This window comes from Kitasatospora sp. cg17-2 (genome assembly GCF_054031055.1).
Map to the genome: position 1 here is coordinate 1,566,459 of NZ_CM132923.1, position 14,599 is coordinate 1,581,057.

Genomic DNA, 14,599 nt, shown 5'->3' on the forward strand with positions numbered 1-14,599 from the left:
CCGCCCCCTTGTCTCGGTCGCCGCTGTCGCTACGCGCTCCGGGCCCTGCCGGAGCACGGTCCCGGACGTCCCGGACGTCCCGGTCGTCACTCGCGGACCGGCCGTACGCCGGCCGGTCCGGCGGAAGCCGCCGAAGGTCCGCATCGCGTCAGTGCAGGGTGACGAGGATCGGCAGCAGGCCCGTCCCGTCGGCCAGCGGGGCCATCGCCTTGCCGAGCACGGCGCCGAACGAGCGCGCGGCGTCGTCGGCCTTCATCGCGTGGCCCGGGGTCGGGGAGGTGGTGAGCAGATCACCGGCCTCGATGGCGCCGAACGAGGCGTCGGCCTTGCAGTACACCTTGCCGACCAGGGCGAGCGCCTGCCGCCCCGCGGCCTCGCCCTGGTGGTCGAGGACCACCCCGGGGCGGTAGTCACCGGCACCGGAGACGACACCGGCGACCCGTCGGTCGTAGGCGCTCTCGCTGACCCGGACCCGGTCCACGCCGTCGATCACCATGACCGTGCCCGGTTCGACGGACACCTGATCGGCCGTCGTGAAGTGCTCGGCGAGGTCGGCCCCGACGAGTTTCACATCGCCGTTGACCACCACGTCGCCGGTGACCACCACGTCGCCGAAGAAGCGGCCCGCGACCGGTCCGATGCCGCAGACTCCGGCGCCCTCGGTGTTGCCGGCCGCGACCGCGCCGACGACACCGCTCGCGTTGGGGACCTCCGTGTACCCGAACACGCCGTTGCCGACCGGAGGGCCGTCGGCCGGTGCCCGGGAGGTCGCGTTGTTGCGGCCGAAGATGCCGTTGCTCGTGCTGTCGTTGGCCGTTCCGTCGATCGCGTCGCCGTGCCCGCTGACGAGCCCGACCACCGCCTGGCCCCGCTTCGTCTCCGCCCACACGGCGGTGCTCTCCTCGTCGCCGTCCACGACGGCGACCAGCGCCCGGCCCTTCCGCGTCGCCGCCCAGACGCCGACGCCCTCATTGGTCGCCAGGCCGACGACGGAGCGCCCGTTCTTCGTCTCCGCCCACACCGCGGTGCTCTCCTCGTCGCCGTTCACGGCGGCGACCAGCGCCCGGCCCTTCTTCGTCTCCGCCCAGACGCCGGTACCCTCCACGTCGACGGCCCCGACGATCGCCCGGCCCTGCTTCAGCTGCCCCCACACACCGACGCCGGTCTCACTGACCCCGACAACGCCGCGGCCCTTCGGACTCGCCCCCCATATACCGGCGCCCCCATTGGTGTTCACGCCGTCCACACCTGCCACGTTCGGATCGTTCGAACTGCCGTGCACACTCGCCATGACCGCCTCCAGCGTCCTTGCCCCCCGGGACCGGGCGTGCGACAGGGACCCTTCCCCGGCACCCGGCGACCACTCGGCGCGCGCTGGGGGCGTGCAGAAGTGCGGTGCTTCTCCCTTACACCCTCGCGGAGGACCCCGGGCCCGGCCGACGGACTGTCGGTCGGGCCCGGTAGTTTGTGGACCGTCCTTCCGGGGGCCGCCGGGAATTGGGATGCCCTGACCAGGGAGTCCGTGCTTTCCTGTGTCACCGCGTCACGCCGTCGCGCCGTCGTACCGTTCGCGGGGCGTGGTGGCGGGTCGCACGCCCGGCAGCCCTGCCCCGCACCGAGGAGTTTCCCCATCAGTACCGTGATACGCCGGTCCGCCCGCACCGCCCTGGCCGCCGCCGCCTGCGGCGCCGTCCTCGCCGGCGGCCTCGCCGCGTGCGGGACCGTCCAGCAGCTCAACGCGGCCGACAAGGTGTCGAAGGCCTTCGAGACCTTCGGCAGCGGCAAGTCCTTCAGCGCCAAGCTGTCGGTCGACGCCACCCCCGCGCAGATCCAGGCCTTCGGCACGGCCACCGGCGAGGAGATCGACAAGGACAGCGCTGCCGCGCTGTCCGCCGTGAGCCTGTCGATCGCCTTCAGCGCGGACAAGCCGCTCAAGGACATCCAGCCCGCCAAGGGCTCCGGCAACGGCACCGCGTCGGCCGCCGACCCGTCGGTCTCGGCCTCCTACTCGCTCACCGGCAAGGGCGGTGCGCCGCTGCTGGAGCTCCGCCAGGTCGGCGGCAAGGCCTACGCGCGCGGGGACCTCGCCGGCTTCGCGCAGCTCGTCGGCGAGAACGCCGCCGAGGTCGAGGGCCTGGCCGAGGGCCTGCCCGCCGCCCTGGCGAACGCGCTCAAGGGCCAGTGGGTCGGCTTCGACGCCAAGACCCTCGGCAGCACCGGCGGCACCGGTGGGGCGGGCGGCACCGCGACCCCCGCGCCGACCCTGGACCCGAAGGCCGCGGAGAACCTCAACGCCTCGCTCAAGGGCATCCTCACCCACGACCTGTCCTTCGAGGACAAGGGCAAGCAGGACGGCAAGGAGCGGATCACCGTCACCGCCCCGGCCCGCAAGCTGACGGACGACCTGCTGAAGGCCGTCGAGCCGCTGGCCAAGGACATCCCCAGCCTCGCCAAGCTGCCCAAGTCCGCCCCGACCGGTGTGCCGGACCGCCCGCTGGCGCTGGACCTCTACCTCGACGGCGGCGCGCTGTCCGCCGTGACCTTCGACCTGGCCCAGCTCGCGGAGAAGGCCGGTACCGGCACGCCGCTGCCGCTCCGGATCGCGTTCGGCCACGACACCCCGGCCGTCCAGGCGCCCACCGGCGCCACCGAACTCACCACCGAGGACATCAACGGCCTCTTCGGCGAGCTCGCCGCCGCGGGTGCCGGTGGCGGCGCGGGCGGTTCGGACGGACCGGCCACGCCCCTGACCGACGCCCAGATCAAGGAGCTGACCCGGGACGGCGCCATGAACGAGGAGCAGGTGCGGCTGTACAACGCGATGGGCCTGGGCTACCAGGACATCAAGGACCTCGCCGACCGGAAGGCGTGAGGTCCTGATGTCCTGAAGCGCTGAGGTCCTGAGGTCCTGAGGTCCTGACGTCCCGGCCTCCAGGACGGTACGGCCCGGGCCCGGCTACGCCGGTGACGGCCCGGGCCGTGCCGACAGGTCCAGCACGTCCTCGACCGGGCGGCGCGGAGTGGCCGCACCGCCCGGGCCGTAGCCCAGCCGGAGCACCAGCTGGACGTGGCGGGGCCCGTCGGCCGGGTCGCGCAGACGCCAGCGCAGGTCGGGCCACTCCACCGGCTGGTGCCACACCGTCAGCCGCAGTCCGTGCACGGTGGCCAGCAGCCAGACCCGCTCCAGCGCCTGCCCCGCCCGCAGCCAGTCCGCCGGACCGTCGCCCGGGGTGCTCAGTGTGCAGAGCCGGGGCAGCGCCTCGAACCGTTCGGACGGCTGCAACGGCCCCTCGTGGTGCGGGGGCCGGCCCGCGTACTCGCGCGTCGGCACCCGGGCGTCGTGGTCCTGCGGGCCGAGCACCGCGTACGGCAGGCCGTCGACGGCGGCGGGAGCGGAGGCGTCGGCCCCGGCGTCCGGCCGCAGCCAGGAGCGGGTCTCGGCCTGCCGCGCGGGGTCGTGGGCGATCCGGTCCTCGGCCTCCGTGGTGACGGCCAGCACCCGCCGCACCGCTGCCTCCCCCAGGACGGCGAGCGCCGCGCCCTCCTCCCCGGCGGCGGCGACCAGCTCGGCGGCGACCGCCTCCGGAACGCCCTGCTCGGTGAACGGCCGCCGGCTGGAGCGACGCTCGGCGATCGCTGGGTAGAGGTCCCGGCCGAACGGCCCGGCGCCGCCCGCTCCGGCGGTCTCGGCGGGCCCGGACAGCTCCAGGACGGCGAGCAGCTGCGGGTCCGCCGGATCGGGCAGCAGCCGGACGGCGGCCGCCCGGCCGAGCCGGACGCCCGCGACCCGCAGATTGAACAGCGCCGCGCCCGCCGCGATGTGCAGGGCGGCACCACTGGCATCGGCGAGCGGGACGGCCCGGCCCTGATCGGCGTGGACCTCGACGCCCCGGCCGTCCGGGGTCGGGCGGAAGCGCCAGGGCTGGCTGTTGTGCAGCGACGGCGCCGCGCCACCCGCGACGGCGAGCAGCCGCAGGTCGGCCGGAGTGAGAGCTGATTGGGTCATGGTGATCCTCTCCTGGCCTCGACACCCCGGGGCCCGGCCTCATCGGCCGCACGCCCCGATACCCCCGAGCGTGCCCCGGCCCCGCGCCCGCCGCAAAGGGTCCAACGGCCCGCTTCGTCGTCCGGGCCCGGGCCTGGGCACCGTCGCTGGCGGACATTGTCGGCGGCGGACACTGTCGGTGGCGGGCACTACTCTCCGTACCCGTCGTCGTACCGGAGGAGCACGAACCGGGCCGGGGCAGAGCCGGGCCGGGGCAGAGCCCGTCCGGGCCGGGCCGACCACCGCGACGCCTCCGGTGACACCCGCGACGGGGTCAGGAGTGGGGGACGACGGCGACCGGGGGGCGGGCGTGGTGGAGGACGGCGTGGGCGGTGCGGCCGAGGCGGGGGGCGAGGTCGTGCGGGCGGCGGCGGCGACCGACCACCAGCAGCGCCGCGTCCTCGGTGTCCTCGACGAGGGTGCGGGCCGCTCCCAGCCGGGCCTGTTCGACGACCTCGATGTGCGGGTACCGGGCACGGTGGCCGGCCAGGGCGGCGGCCAGGGCCTTCTCCTCGACGGCCTGGAGCTGGGCCGTCTCGGTGCCGGAGGGCAGGAAGCCGACCACCGCGAAGGACGCCGGGAGGTTCCAGCCGTGGACGGCGCGCAGCCGGGCGCCGCGCAGTTCGGCCTCGCGGAAGGCGAAGTCGAGCACCGTGTCACTGGGCGCGCCCGCGTCGACGCCGACCACCACCTCGGACACGGCCCCGCTCTCCCCGACGCTCTCCGTACCGGTCTCCGGCCCGGGCTGCCGGACCACCACGACCGGGACGGCCGCGCGCCCCGCGACCGCCATGCTCACCGAGCCGACCAGCAGTCCCTTGAAACCGCCCAGGCCGCGCGAGCCGAGGACGAGCAGACCGGCGTCCTCGCTGGCCTCGGTGGCCGCGACCAGGCCGTCCACGGCGGCGTCGAGCACCACATCGGTCTGCACGGTGAGGCCCGGGTGCCGGTCGCCGACCTCCTCCGCCACGGCGGCCAGCATCCGCTGCGCGGCCACCGGCAGGTCCTCGGGGTCGGCGAACGAGGCGCGCCCGTCGGTGAGCCACGGCCAGGCGTGCAGCAGCCGCAGCGGGGCGCCGCGCCGCAGCGCCTCCCCGGCGGCCCAGTGGGCGGCGACGGTGCTCTCGGGCGAGCCGTCGACTCCGGCCAGGACTGCGGGCGTCATGGGTACTTCCTTCCGCTGCGGGTCCGCGGCGCGGGGCGCACCGCGGGTGGCACTGCCGGGTGGCGGGTGCTACTCGATACCTGCGCTGACGCACCGTCGGCACCCTCCCCCACCCTGGTCGGCGGACCCTTCGGCAGCCAGGGGCCACAAGGCCCTGTCCGCCGGGTCCTAGGACCTGGATCATGGCCGAAGGGGGGCGCGGGGCGGTTGCCGACCGGCGCGCGGACGGCCGTACGCACCTCTCCCGGCCCGCTCGTGACCGACCCCGGCGTCCCCCGCACGTGCCTGCGGCACTAACGTGAATCCGACAAACCACCTGATCGGACCATACGTCCGCCGGGCCGTCGGACTGCCTCGGGCGGATCCGGACCAGCAGCACGACCACACCCAGCAGCACGAACAGACGAGGAGGACGCCGGTGGGCGGCGCGGAGGACACGCGGACGGGCACCGGCGGGGACCAGCAGGAACGGGCGGAGCGCGAACGGGCCGACGGCAGCCCGCCACCCGGCTGCCCGGCCCACTCGGGGGACTCGCCGGGCACACAAGGCTCACGGGACTCGCGGGACTCGGGGAAGCAGGCCGCACCGTCGCGGCAGGCAGCCGAGGAACCGCGGTCCCGCGTTCCGTCCGGCGCCGGCCCGCGGATCCCCCAGCTGCGCCTGGACGAGCTGCTGGAGGAGCTCCAGTGGCGGATCGACGCGGCACGCGGCACCCGGGACCGGGTGCACAGCCTGCTGGAGGCGGTCCTCGCGGTCGGTCGCGAACTGGATCTCGCCCAGGCGCTGCACCGGATCGTCGAGGCCGCCGCCGACCTGGTCGACGCCCGTTACGCGGCGCTCGGGGTGATCGGTGCCGACGGGCACTCGCTCTCGCAGTTCCTCACGGTCGGACTGAGCCCCCGGGAGATCGAGGCGATCGGCCCGCAGCCGACCGGCCGGGGCATCCTCGGCGAGCTGATCCGCGACCCGCAGCCGCTCCGCTGCCCCACGCTCTCCGAGCACCCGGCCTCGGTGGGCTTCCCGCCGAACCACCCGCCGATGCACACCTTCCTCGGGGTGCCGGTCCGGGTGCGCGGCGAGGTGTTCGGCAATCTGTACCTGACCGACAAGCGCGGCGGGCTGGACTTCGACGCCGACGACGAGGCGGTCATCTCGACGCTGGCCGTCGCGGCCGGGGTCGCCATCGACAACGCCCGACTGTACGAGGAGGCGCAGCGGCAGCAGCGGTGGCTGCGGGCGAGCGCCGAGATCACCCGCAGCCTGCTCTCCGGCGCGCCCCGGCTGGAGGTCGTGGAGCTGATCGCGCGCCGGGCCCGGGAGATCGCGGGCGCCGAACTGGCCGATGTGTCGGTGGCGTTGGCCGATCCGGGCGAGCGGGCGGCCGAACTGACGGTGGAGGTCGCGCTGGGCGGGCGGCCGGAGGACCGGCTCGGGGTGACGGTGCCGGTGGACGGCACGCTGTCCGGCGCCGCCTACGCCTCGGGCTCACCGGCGACCAGCGACGAGCTGGAGCACGACGGGCGCTTCCCCGCCGGGCCCCCGGGGCGGTTCACCGGGCTGGGTCCGGCCGTCGCGGTGCCACTGGGCACCGGCGGGGGGTTCGGGCGCGGGGTGCTGCTGCTGGCCCGGGCGCACGGGCAGCCGCCGTTCACGGCCGAGGAGACCGGCCCGCTGCTGGGTTTCGCCGACCAGGCCGCGCTGGCCCTGGAGCTGGCGGAACGGCGGCGGGACGCCGAGCAGTTGACCCTCCTGGAGGACCGCGACCGGATCGCCAGGGACCTCCACGACCTGGCCATCCAGCGGCTGTTCGCGACCGGCATGACCCTGCAGAGCGCGGGGCGGCTGATCGAGAGCCGGAGCGCGGCCGACCGGGTGAGCCGGGCGGTCGCGGACCTGGACGAGACGATCAAGATCATCCGTTCGACCATCTTCGGCCTGCGCGCCCACAGCGAGCCCGACCGGGGCCTGCGCGCCCGCGCCACCCGCGCCGTCGGCGAGGCCCAGGCCACCCTGGGTTTCGCGCCGCGGCTCAGCATGGAGGGGTTGCTCGACACGGATGTGCCGCAGGAACTTTCCGAGCACGTCATGGCCGTCCTCGGCGAGGCCCTCAGCAACGCCGCCCGGCACGCCCGCGCGAGCCGGGTGGAGGTGGCCCTGCGCGCGGCCGGCGGCACGGTGACGCTCACGGTGACCGACGACGGCGTGGGCGTCCCGCCGTCCGGACGCCGCAGCGGGCTCCGCAACCTCGCCGAACGCGCCGACCGCGCGGGCGGCACCTTCGACCTCGGCCCCGCCGGGGACGGCGGCACCCGGCTGGTGTGGGAGGCCCCGCTGGGCGTGTAGCGGGCGCGGCCCGGACCAGACCGGCCCGGCCCGGGACGGATCGGCCCGGACTCAGGCGGCCGCGCGCTTGGCGAAGACCGTGATCCTGCCGACCGCGGCCATGGTCACGGACACGTGGTCCGTGCCGGGCCCCCCGTCGGTGACGGTGATGCACAGCGGGGTGCCGAGGAGGGTGGCGCCCTCGACCTTGGTGATCGTGTAGCCGGGGTAGCTCCCGACGAACCCGCCGGAGGCCTCCAGGCGGGTCTGGATCAGGAAGTCGCCGGACTGCCGGCTCCCGACCTCGTTGCAGGCGGCCAACCGGGGCGCGGAGGCGGCGGCGGGGACGGCCGCCGAGGCCACCGGGGCCAGGGCCAGGACGGAGAGGGCGGCCGCGGCCGCGAGGCAGGCACTTCGTGTACGCATGGCTGTCATGCGGCGATCGTCCACCGCGGCCCGTCCGCGCGCGAGCGGGCCGCAGGACCCACTGCTCCGAACGCGCGGTTGTACACATCGGCGACGCCCTCACCCCCACCCGGCCCTCGTGGTGGACGGCCGGTGCTGAGCCGATCAAACCCCGACGGCTACCGGCGGGTTACTTGTTCCCTGGTGTCCGGGATCGGTCTCCGGGGCCCCTGGTGTCCGGGATCGGTCTCCGGGGCCAGGACGGCGCGGTGGGCAGCCTCACTGCGGCCGCCCCGAGGATATGGCCCGGGCCGTTCAGGCCCGGGCCGTTCACGTGCTGGCCGCCACCACCTTCGCCCCCGGCATCGTGCTCGACTGCACCGGCGGCGCCAACCTTCCCACGGCCGCTGACGGGCATCCTTCCGGCGAAATCCTCGTCGGGCGACCTGGGAACGCAAGGGCTAGCGTGGAAATGACGAACCTAAGTACCTGAAATTTCTCTGCCTGCGGCAACTGTTGATCCGTGCATCGGAGAGGCGTCGCCGTGGCACGCCGGCACAACCACAAGGAGATGGTGGGAATGTCGCACCAGTTCCCAGGTGCGGACAAGGGGCCCGCCGAGCGTGATGCGAGGGACGCGGACCCCGTTCGGATAGCCGACGGGCTGGCCGGTGAGTTGTCTGCTCGCCCCGAACACACCGGCCGCAGGCGCGAGCTCTACCCGGACGTTCCGCTTGTTCTCGACGGAGAAGTGGTCGAGGACCTTGAACGCATGAACGCGGAAGTGACGCGGCCCTTGTTCATGACGCGTCTGATCCACAACTCGTCCCTGGCTCTGGGGGCCTTCACCGACCGCGAAGCGATGCTGTCGGAGGCGCGCCGTATGTACACCGACGCCGAGGAAGGGGCGCTGGAGGCGGCCCTCGAGGCGATCTGTACGCAGCCACCGGACGCCTTGCCCACGCGGGTGTGCTTCTTCGAGGACATCGATGAGCAAGGCGACGTGAAGTGTGTGGAGGCGGGGCTGGGATATCCGGACCTGAGCAAGGTGCACCGAGGTTTTCTGGGCGCAGGGGATTGGAATTTCGTCATCTCCTCCTTGAGCAGGTGCCGATTCGACGTATCACTCTTCGATCTCCTCGAATGGCACGGGGACGAGTTCTTCCAACCCAAGGGATGCAATACTCCCGATCTCGGCCGCTTCCGCTGGAACGACCTGGCGGTGTCCATCGCGAACTGGGGGACATGACCCGCAGCCCGATGCCGACGGGGTACGTCACTCCGTCGGGGGCGGCGGAACCGACGCCCGCATTCTGTGGAGGTGCACCACGATGACGCGGCCCAGCGGCAGCGGCGGCGTTCATCGGTCGGCCGAGGCTCCGTTCGGCGGCCCAGCGGCGGGGCTGGACGACAAACGCCCCGTCAGGCCGCGTCGGGGGCCAGGTGGCGGCCGACGACCAGTTCGGGGGCGATGCGGATCTCCGCGCGGGCGCCGGGTTCCGGGGACGAGTGGCGGACCTCCGCGCGGCCGAGGACGGTGACGCACCAACCGGTGCCGTCGGCGCCGTCCACCTCGTCGGCCTCGAAGGCGATCACGGCGCCGTCGACGGCGCGGGCCAGTTCGGAGCCGGGCACCGTCGAGAGCAGCACACCGCCGAGCGGGTCCAGCCGGAAGCGGACCGGGAGGACGGCCGGCAGGGCGCCGACCGTGTAGACCACCCGGCCCACCCCGGCGCGGCGCAGCAGTTCCAGCGCGCGGGCCTCGTCGAGGCCGGGCAGCGGCCCAGCACCTCCGGACCGGCTCGGGAGGGGCGGCTCGACCTGCACGGACGCGGCTTCACGATCGGCGTTCATACCAGCGATCGTCACCCGTCGGGCGGGGCGGGGCGAGGGCCGATGGTCCCGCCGGGAGTCCCTTCCGGCGACCCAGGAGCCCAGGACCGGGCCCGGGGCTGCCGTCAGCCGCGCGGGCCGTGGCCGAGGAGGCGCGCGTGGTGGGCCGACCGCTCCGGCACCCGCTCGGCGGCCGCGGACTGGCGCAGCTCGGTCGCGATCAGCGCGGCCTGGACGCGTCGCTCCACGCCCAGCTTGGCGAGCAGCCGGGACACATGGTTCTTGACCGTCTTCTCGGCCAGGTAGAGCCGCTCGCCGATCTGACGGTTCGTCAGGCCCTCGCCGATCAGCGCGAGCACCTCCTGCTCGCGGGCGGTCAGCTCCGGTCCGCCGGCGGCCGGCCGTTCCGGCTGGGCCTCGCTGCGCAGGCGGTTGAGCAGGCGGGTCGCGGCGCCCGGGTCGAGCATCGAGCGGCCGGAGGCGACGGTCCGGACGGCGGTGACCAGATCGGTGCCGCTGATCTGCTTCAGCACATAGCCGGCCGCGCCCGCCATCACGGCGTCGAGCAGTGCCTCCTCGTCGTCGAAGGAGGTCAGCATCAGACAGGCCAGATCGGGCATCCTGGAGCGCAGTTCGCGGCAGACGGCCACACCGTCGCCGTCGCCGAGGCGCACGTCCAGCACGGCGACGTCGGGGCGCAGCGCCGGGACCCGGACCAGGGCCTGCTCGGCGGTGGCGGCCTCGCCGACCACCTCCAGGTCGGGTTCGCCGTCCAGCAGGTCGTGCACCCCTCGGCGCACCACCTCGTGGTCGTCCAGCAGGAACACCCTGACCGGTGCCGCCGCGGCGGTCCCGGTCGTCTCGCTCGCCATGTCGCGACTCCACCCTCTCCCTGTCCGGCACACCGCACGCCGGGTCCACCGCATCATCCCCTGCGGCGCGCGCCGGCCCCAGGGCCGAACGACCCCATTTGCGACAGACGCGCGGCGGGCCCCTCGACGGCGAACCGCCCCGCCGCCGAGGGGTGCGAGCTGCTCCGCCGCCGAGGGGTACGGGCTACTCCGCCGGGCGCAGCGCGCCGAGCAGCCGGTCGACGGCCCCGAAGGCGACCGCGCCGTCCAGGGGGTTGGTGTACACCCGGGACCAGGTGATCAGGCCGCCCCGGACGCGGGCGAACATCACCGAGTCGAGGGTGTAGCGCTTGCCCGTGGCCAGCACCTCGCCGTGCAGCCGGTACTCGGCGACGGCGAGTTCGGGGTCGGTCGTGCCGTACACCTCGACGCGGTCGACGGCGTCGAAGCGCTGTATCGCGGCCCCCCGCTGGAGGTGGGTGAGGAAGGCCTCCCGGCCCGGCTGCTGCTGCGGGACGCCGGGTGTCAGGTAAGGCAGCTCGAAGACGGCGTCGGTGGTGACCAGGTCGACCACCGCCAGGTCGGGGCCTTTGCCCATCAACTGGACGAACTGGTGCAGGACTTCGCTCGGCGAGGCGGTGGCGGTCATCGGACGTTCCTCTCGACAGGACCGGGGGCGTCCCCCGGTGGGCTGATTGCTATCCGGGCCCGGATTTTCCTCGGCCAGGGTACGGCGGTCCGTCGATGACGATGCGTCAGGGTCGTTCCGGTCGAAGCCGGTCCGTTCGGTCAGGGCCCGCGCGTCAGGGCCGGTGCCGGTGGGCGTTGCCGAGGCCGAGGAGCAGGAAGGCGGTGGAGACGGCGACCGCGCTGCCCGCGGCGGCGGCCAGGCGCGGGGCGAGCGGGCCGCCGCCGGCGAGCAGGATCGAGGCGGCGCCGAGCGAGGCGGTCACCAGGCCGACGAGCAGCCAGCCGAGCAGGGCCCGCGCGGCCGGGCGGGGAGCCCGGGGCGCGGGGAGCGGTTCGAGCAGGGCCCAGCGCTCGGCCTCCTCCCGCTGTTCGGCGTGGTGCTGGAGCTGGGAGCGGATCCGGAGCAGGACACCGGCCACGAGTCCGGCCAGCGCGATCTGCGCGGCGGGCTGCCAGGCGGGGACGGCCAGCAGCAGACCGCCCGCCAGGGCCAGGCAGGCCCACCAGGTCACGCAGGCGGCCGCGGCGGTACGGGCCGAGCGCGGGCGGTCCTCGCCGGCCTGGAGGTCGGCGACGGCGGGCAGGTACCAGACGCAGCCGGACGCGGTGATCGCGGCGGTGCCGATGGCCAGGACGATGTGCGACATGGTGCCGTCCACTCCTCTGAGCGTCGGTGGGAGGGGGCCGCTCCCGCCCGCCCGGGGGTGGAGACACACGGGCGGGAGCGGCGTTCTGGGGGTCGGCGCGATCGGACCGGGCGAGCCGTCGGTCCGCGCGGCCGTCAGTCGGACCGGTCGTCGGAGCGCCGACGGCGCGGCAGCGGAGCGTCGTACGCGGCCGGGGCGACGCCGGCCAGGTACGTGGCGGGTTCGCCGTGGCACTCCAGGTAGTCGCGGGCGGCGATCTCCGGGTGGTGCAGGTCGAAGGCCGGGGATTCGGAGCGGATCCGGGGCAGGGAGGCGAAGTTGTGCCGCGGCGGCGGGCAGGAGGTCGCCCACTCCAGCGAACGGCCCCAGCCCCACGGGTCGTCGACGGTGACCTTCTCGCCGTACTTCGCCGTCTTCCACACGTTGTAGAGGAACGGCAGGATCGACAGGCCGAGCAGGAACGAGCCGATGGTGGACACCGTGTTGAGCGCGGTGAAGCCGTCGGAGGCCAGGTAGTCGGCGTAGCGGCGCGGCATGCCCGCGGCGCCGAGCCAGTGCTGCACCAGGAAGGTGCTGTGGAAGCCGACGGTGAGGGTCCAGAAGGTGACCTTGCCGAGGCGCTCGTCGAGCATCTTGCCGGTCATCTTCGGCCACCAGAAGTGGAAGCCGGCGAACATCGCGAAGACGACGGTGCCGAACAGCGTGTAGTGGAAGTGGGCGACGACGAAGTACGAGTCGGAGACGTGGAAGTCGAGCGGTGGGGCCGCGAGCAGCACCCCGGTGAGGCCGCCGAAGAGGAAGGTGACCAGGAAGCCGACCGTCCAGAGCATCGGGGTCTCGAAGCTCAGCGAGCCCTTCCACATGGTGCCGACCCAGTTGAAGAACTTCACCCCGGTGGGCACGGCGATCAGGAAGGTCATGAAGGCGAAGAAGGGCAGCAGCACCTGTCCGGTGACGTACATGTGGTGCGCCCAGACCGTCACGGAGAGGCCGGCGATCGCGATGGTGGCCGCGATCAGGCCGGAGTAGCCGAACATCGGCTTGCGGCTGAAGACCGGGATGACCTCCGAGACGATGCCGAAGAACGGCAGCGCCAGGATGTAGACCTCGGGATGGCCGAAGAACCAGAACAGGTGCTGCCAGAGCATCGCACCGCCGGAGGACGGGTCGAAGACGTGCGAGCCGAACTTGCGGTCGCACTCCAGCGCCAGCAGCGCGGCGGCCAGCACCGGGAAGACCAGCAGCACCAGGAGCGAGGTGAGCAGCACGTTCCAGCAGAAGATGGACATCCGGAACATGGTCAGGCCGGGGGCCCGCATGCAGATGATCGTGGTGATGAAGTTGACGGCGCCGAGGATGGAGCCGAAGCCGGAGAGCGTCACGCCCATGATCCACATGTCGGCGCCGATGCTCGGCGAGTGGACCGCGTCGGACAGCGGCGCGTAGAGGAACCAGCCGAAGTCGGCGGCGCCCTGCGGGGTGGCGAAGCCGGCGGCCGCGATCAGCGAGCCGAACATGAACAGCCAGAAGGCCAGCATGTTCAACCGGGGGAAGGCCACGTCGGGGGCACCGAGCTGCAGCGGCATGATCCAGTTGGCGAAGCCGGTGAACAGCGGCATCGCGAAGAGCAGCAGCATCACCGAACCGTGCATGGTGAAGGCCTGGTTGAACTGCTCGTTGGAGAGGATCTGCGTCCCCGGCCGGGCGAGTTCGGCGCGCATGACCAGGGCGAGGACGCCGCCGATCAGGAAGAACCCGAACGAGGACACCAGGTACATGGTGCCGATCGTCTTGTGGTCGGTGGTCGTCAGCAGCCGGACCAGGGCCGAGCCGGGCCGATCGGCCCGGGCCCCTCCCGGTCGGACGGCGGACGGCGGCGGCGCGCTGTCGCCCTGTGCCTCGATGGCGCTCAAGGACGGACTCCTTCGGAACTTCTGCGGATGGGTGGCGATCCATGATCGGAACGCACCGCCCTTGCGCCCCAGGGCCGTTGGACCCAGTGGACGGGGGCCGGTGGGCCTCGGATCCGGGCCCCCGGGCGGGACCACCGTCCGGTCCGGACCACACTCTCCGGGGCGCTCACCGAATGGCGGGAACGCCGAACGGCCGGTGCGGCCGGGAGAGTCGACGCTCCCCGGCCGCACCGGCCGCGTCCACGGCACCGACCGCACCGACCGCACCCGCCCACCGGTCCAGGCTCAGGACGCCGCGGCGGTCCCCGCGGTGAGCCGGTAGCCGGCCACCAGATCGGGCTGGATGGCCACCATGTGGTCCATCGAGCCGTTCACCCAGGGACTCAACAGCGCCCGGTAGCGGGCGAGTCGGGCGGGATCGGTGACCGGCCGGGCGAAGCCGGTGACCACCACGCTCCAGCCCAGCCTGGTCACCGGGTCGATCGCGTCCGCCTCGTAGGCGACCACCACGCCGATGTCCTCGTCCCCCTGGGCGGCCGCGGTGAGCGCGGCCCCCTCGTGGGTACGGATCACCACGGTGTCGTCGACCAGGAGGTGGTTGACCGGACGGATCGCGGGCAGTGCCCGCACCGTGAAGACGATCCGGCCGAACGGCGCGCCGCCCAGCAGCCGCAGCGCCTCGGCCCGTTCCAGCGGCACCAGTTCACGGGGCGGCGCCTCGACCGGC

13 protein-coding genes are annotated in these 14,599 nt (G+C 73.8%); 3 read left to right on the plus strand and 10 right to left on the minus strand.

The genetic code is table 11. From position 1 onward, the window contains the following. Positions 1-148: 148 nt before the first annotated feature. Entirely contained in the window at positions 149-1,153 is a 1,005-nt protein-coding gene (locus ACW14Y_RS06220) for a hypothetical protein (RefSeq protein ID WP_456986145.1), read from the minus strand. A 486-nt stretch (positions 1,154-1,639) separates the two neighbouring features. On the opposite strand from ACW14Y_RS06220, the gene ACW14Y_RS06225 reads away from it, so the two are divergent. After that, entirely contained in the window at positions 1,640-2,872 is a 1,233-nt protein-coding gene (locus tag ACW14Y_RS06225) for a hypothetical protein (RefSeq protein WP_456986146.1), read from the plus strand. An 84-nt stretch (positions 2,873-2,956) separates the two neighbouring features. On the opposite strand, the gene ACW14Y_RS06230 is transcribed toward ACW14Y_RS06225, so the two are convergent. Both ACW14Y_RS06230 and ACW14Y_RS06235 read right to left on the minus strand, forming a co-directional pair. After that, the gene (locus ACW14Y_RS06230; protein ID WP_456986147.1) at positions 2,957-4,006 is read right to left on the minus strand and encodes an Acg family FMN-binding oxidoreductase; all 1,050 of its coding nucleotides are present in this window, start codon (positions 4,004-4,006) and stop codon (positions 2,957-2,959) included. A gap of 313 nt (positions 4,007-4,319) precedes the next feature. Beyond that, positions 4,320-5,210, minus strand: coding sequence for a universal stress protein (locus ACW14Y_RS06235; RefSeq protein ID WP_456986148.1), 891 nt, complete (start codon positions 5,208-5,210; stop codon positions 4,320-4,322). 646 nt (positions 5,211-5,856) lie between these two features. Here ACW14Y_RS06235 and ACW14Y_RS06240 point away from each other — a divergent pair. Further along, entirely contained in the window at positions 5,857-7,554 is a 1,698-nt protein-coding gene (locus ACW14Y_RS06240) for a sensor histidine kinase (RefSeq protein WP_456988078.1), read from the plus strand. A gap of 51 nt (positions 7,555-7,605) precedes the next feature. On the opposite strand, the gene ACW14Y_RS06245 is transcribed toward ACW14Y_RS06240, so the two are convergent. Beyond that, entirely contained in the window at positions 7,606-7,959 is a 354-nt protein-coding gene (locus ACW14Y_RS06245) for a hypothetical protein (RefSeq protein WP_402724206.1), read from the minus strand. A gap of 559 nt (positions 7,960-8,518) precedes the next feature. On the opposite strand from ACW14Y_RS06245, the gene ACW14Y_RS06250 reads away from it, so the two are divergent. Next, positions 8,519-9,187 carry a hypothetical protein gene (locus ACW14Y_RS06250; protein ID WP_380308086.1) on the plus strand — a complete coding sequence of 223 codons (669 nt, stop codon included), beginning with the start codon at positions 8,519-8,521 and terminating at the stop codon, positions 9,185-9,187. A gap of 173 nt (positions 9,188-9,360) precedes the next feature. Here ACW14Y_RS06250 and ACW14Y_RS06255 read toward each other — a convergent pair whose 3' ends face one another. The 6 genes from ACW14Y_RS06255 to ACW14Y_RS06280 all read right to left on the minus strand — a co-directional run bounded on the left by ACW14Y_RS06255 (position 9,361) and on the right by ACW14Y_RS06280 (position 14,574). Beyond that, complete coding sequence (locus ACW14Y_RS06255) at positions 9,361-9,792, minus strand: pyridoxamine 5'-phosphate oxidase family protein (protein WP_456986149.1); 432 nt, start codon at positions 9,790-9,792, stop codon at positions 9,361-9,363. A gap of 104 nt (positions 9,793-9,896) precedes the next feature. Next, positions 9,897-10,643, minus strand: a complete 747-nt coding sequence (locus ACW14Y_RS06260) for a response regulator (RefSeq protein ID WP_380308082.1) — start codon at positions 10,641-10,643, stop codon at positions 9,897-9,899. A gap of 184 nt (positions 10,644-10,827) precedes the next feature. After that, entirely contained in the window at positions 10,828-11,271 is a 444-nt protein-coding gene (locus tag ACW14Y_RS06265) for a nuclear transport factor 2 family protein (protein ID WP_380308080.1), read from the minus strand. Positions 11,272-11,425: 154 nt separating this feature from the next. Further along, a complete protein-coding gene (locus tag ACW14Y_RS06270) occupies positions 11,426-11,959 on the minus strand; it encodes a hypothetical protein (RefSeq protein WP_340635411.1) in 534 nt (177 codons plus the stop codon). Positions 11,960-12,093: 134 nt separating this feature from the next. Then, the gene (gene ctaD, locus ACW14Y_RS06275) at positions 12,094-13,872 is read right to left on the minus strand and encodes an aa3-type cytochrome oxidase subunit I (protein ID WP_456986150.1); all 1,779 of its coding nucleotides are present in this window, start codon (positions 13,870-13,872) and stop codon (positions 12,094-12,096) included. Positions 13,873-14,157: 285 nt separating this feature from the next. Continuing rightward, positions 14,158-14,574, minus strand: coding sequence for a pyridoxamine 5'-phosphate oxidase family protein (locus ACW14Y_RS06280; RefSeq protein WP_380395250.1), 417 nt, complete (start codon positions 14,572-14,574; stop codon positions 14,158-14,160). Positions 14,575-14,599: the final 25 nt, after the last annotated feature.

Coding starts and splice junctions, on each gene's coding strand:
- ACW14Y_RS06230 (WP_456986147.1), bottom strand. CDS start 4,006: ATGACCCAATCAGCTCTCACTCCGGCCGACCTGCGGCTGCTCGCCGTC.
- ACW14Y_RS06235 (WP_456986148.1), bottom strand. CDS start 5,210: ATGACGCCCGCAGTCCTGGCCGGAGTCGACGGCTCGCCCGAGAGCACC.
- ACW14Y_RS06245 (WP_402724206.1), bottom strand. CDS start 7,959: ATGCGTACACGAAGTGCCTGCCTCGCGGCCGCGGCCGCCCTCTCCGTC.
- ACW14Y_RS06250 (WP_380308086.1), top strand. CDS start 8,519: ATGTCGCACCAGTTCCCAGGTGCGGACAAGGGGCCCGCCGAGCGTGAT.
- ACW14Y_RS06255 (WP_456986149.1), bottom strand. CDS start 9,792: ATGAACGCCGATCGTGAAGCCGCGTCCGTGCAGGTCGAGCCGCCCCTC.
- ACW14Y_RS06260 (WP_380308082.1), bottom strand. CDS start 10,643: ATGGCGAGCGAGACGACCGGGACCGCCGCGGCGGCACCGGTCAGGGTG.
- ACW14Y_RS06265 (WP_380308080.1), bottom strand. CDS start 11,271: ATGACCGCCACCGCCTCGCCGAGCGAAGTCCTGCACCAGTTCGTCCAG.
- ACW14Y_RS06270 (WP_340635411.1), bottom strand. CDS start 11,959: ATGTCGCACATCGTCCTGGCCATCGGCACCGCCGCGATCACCGCGTCC.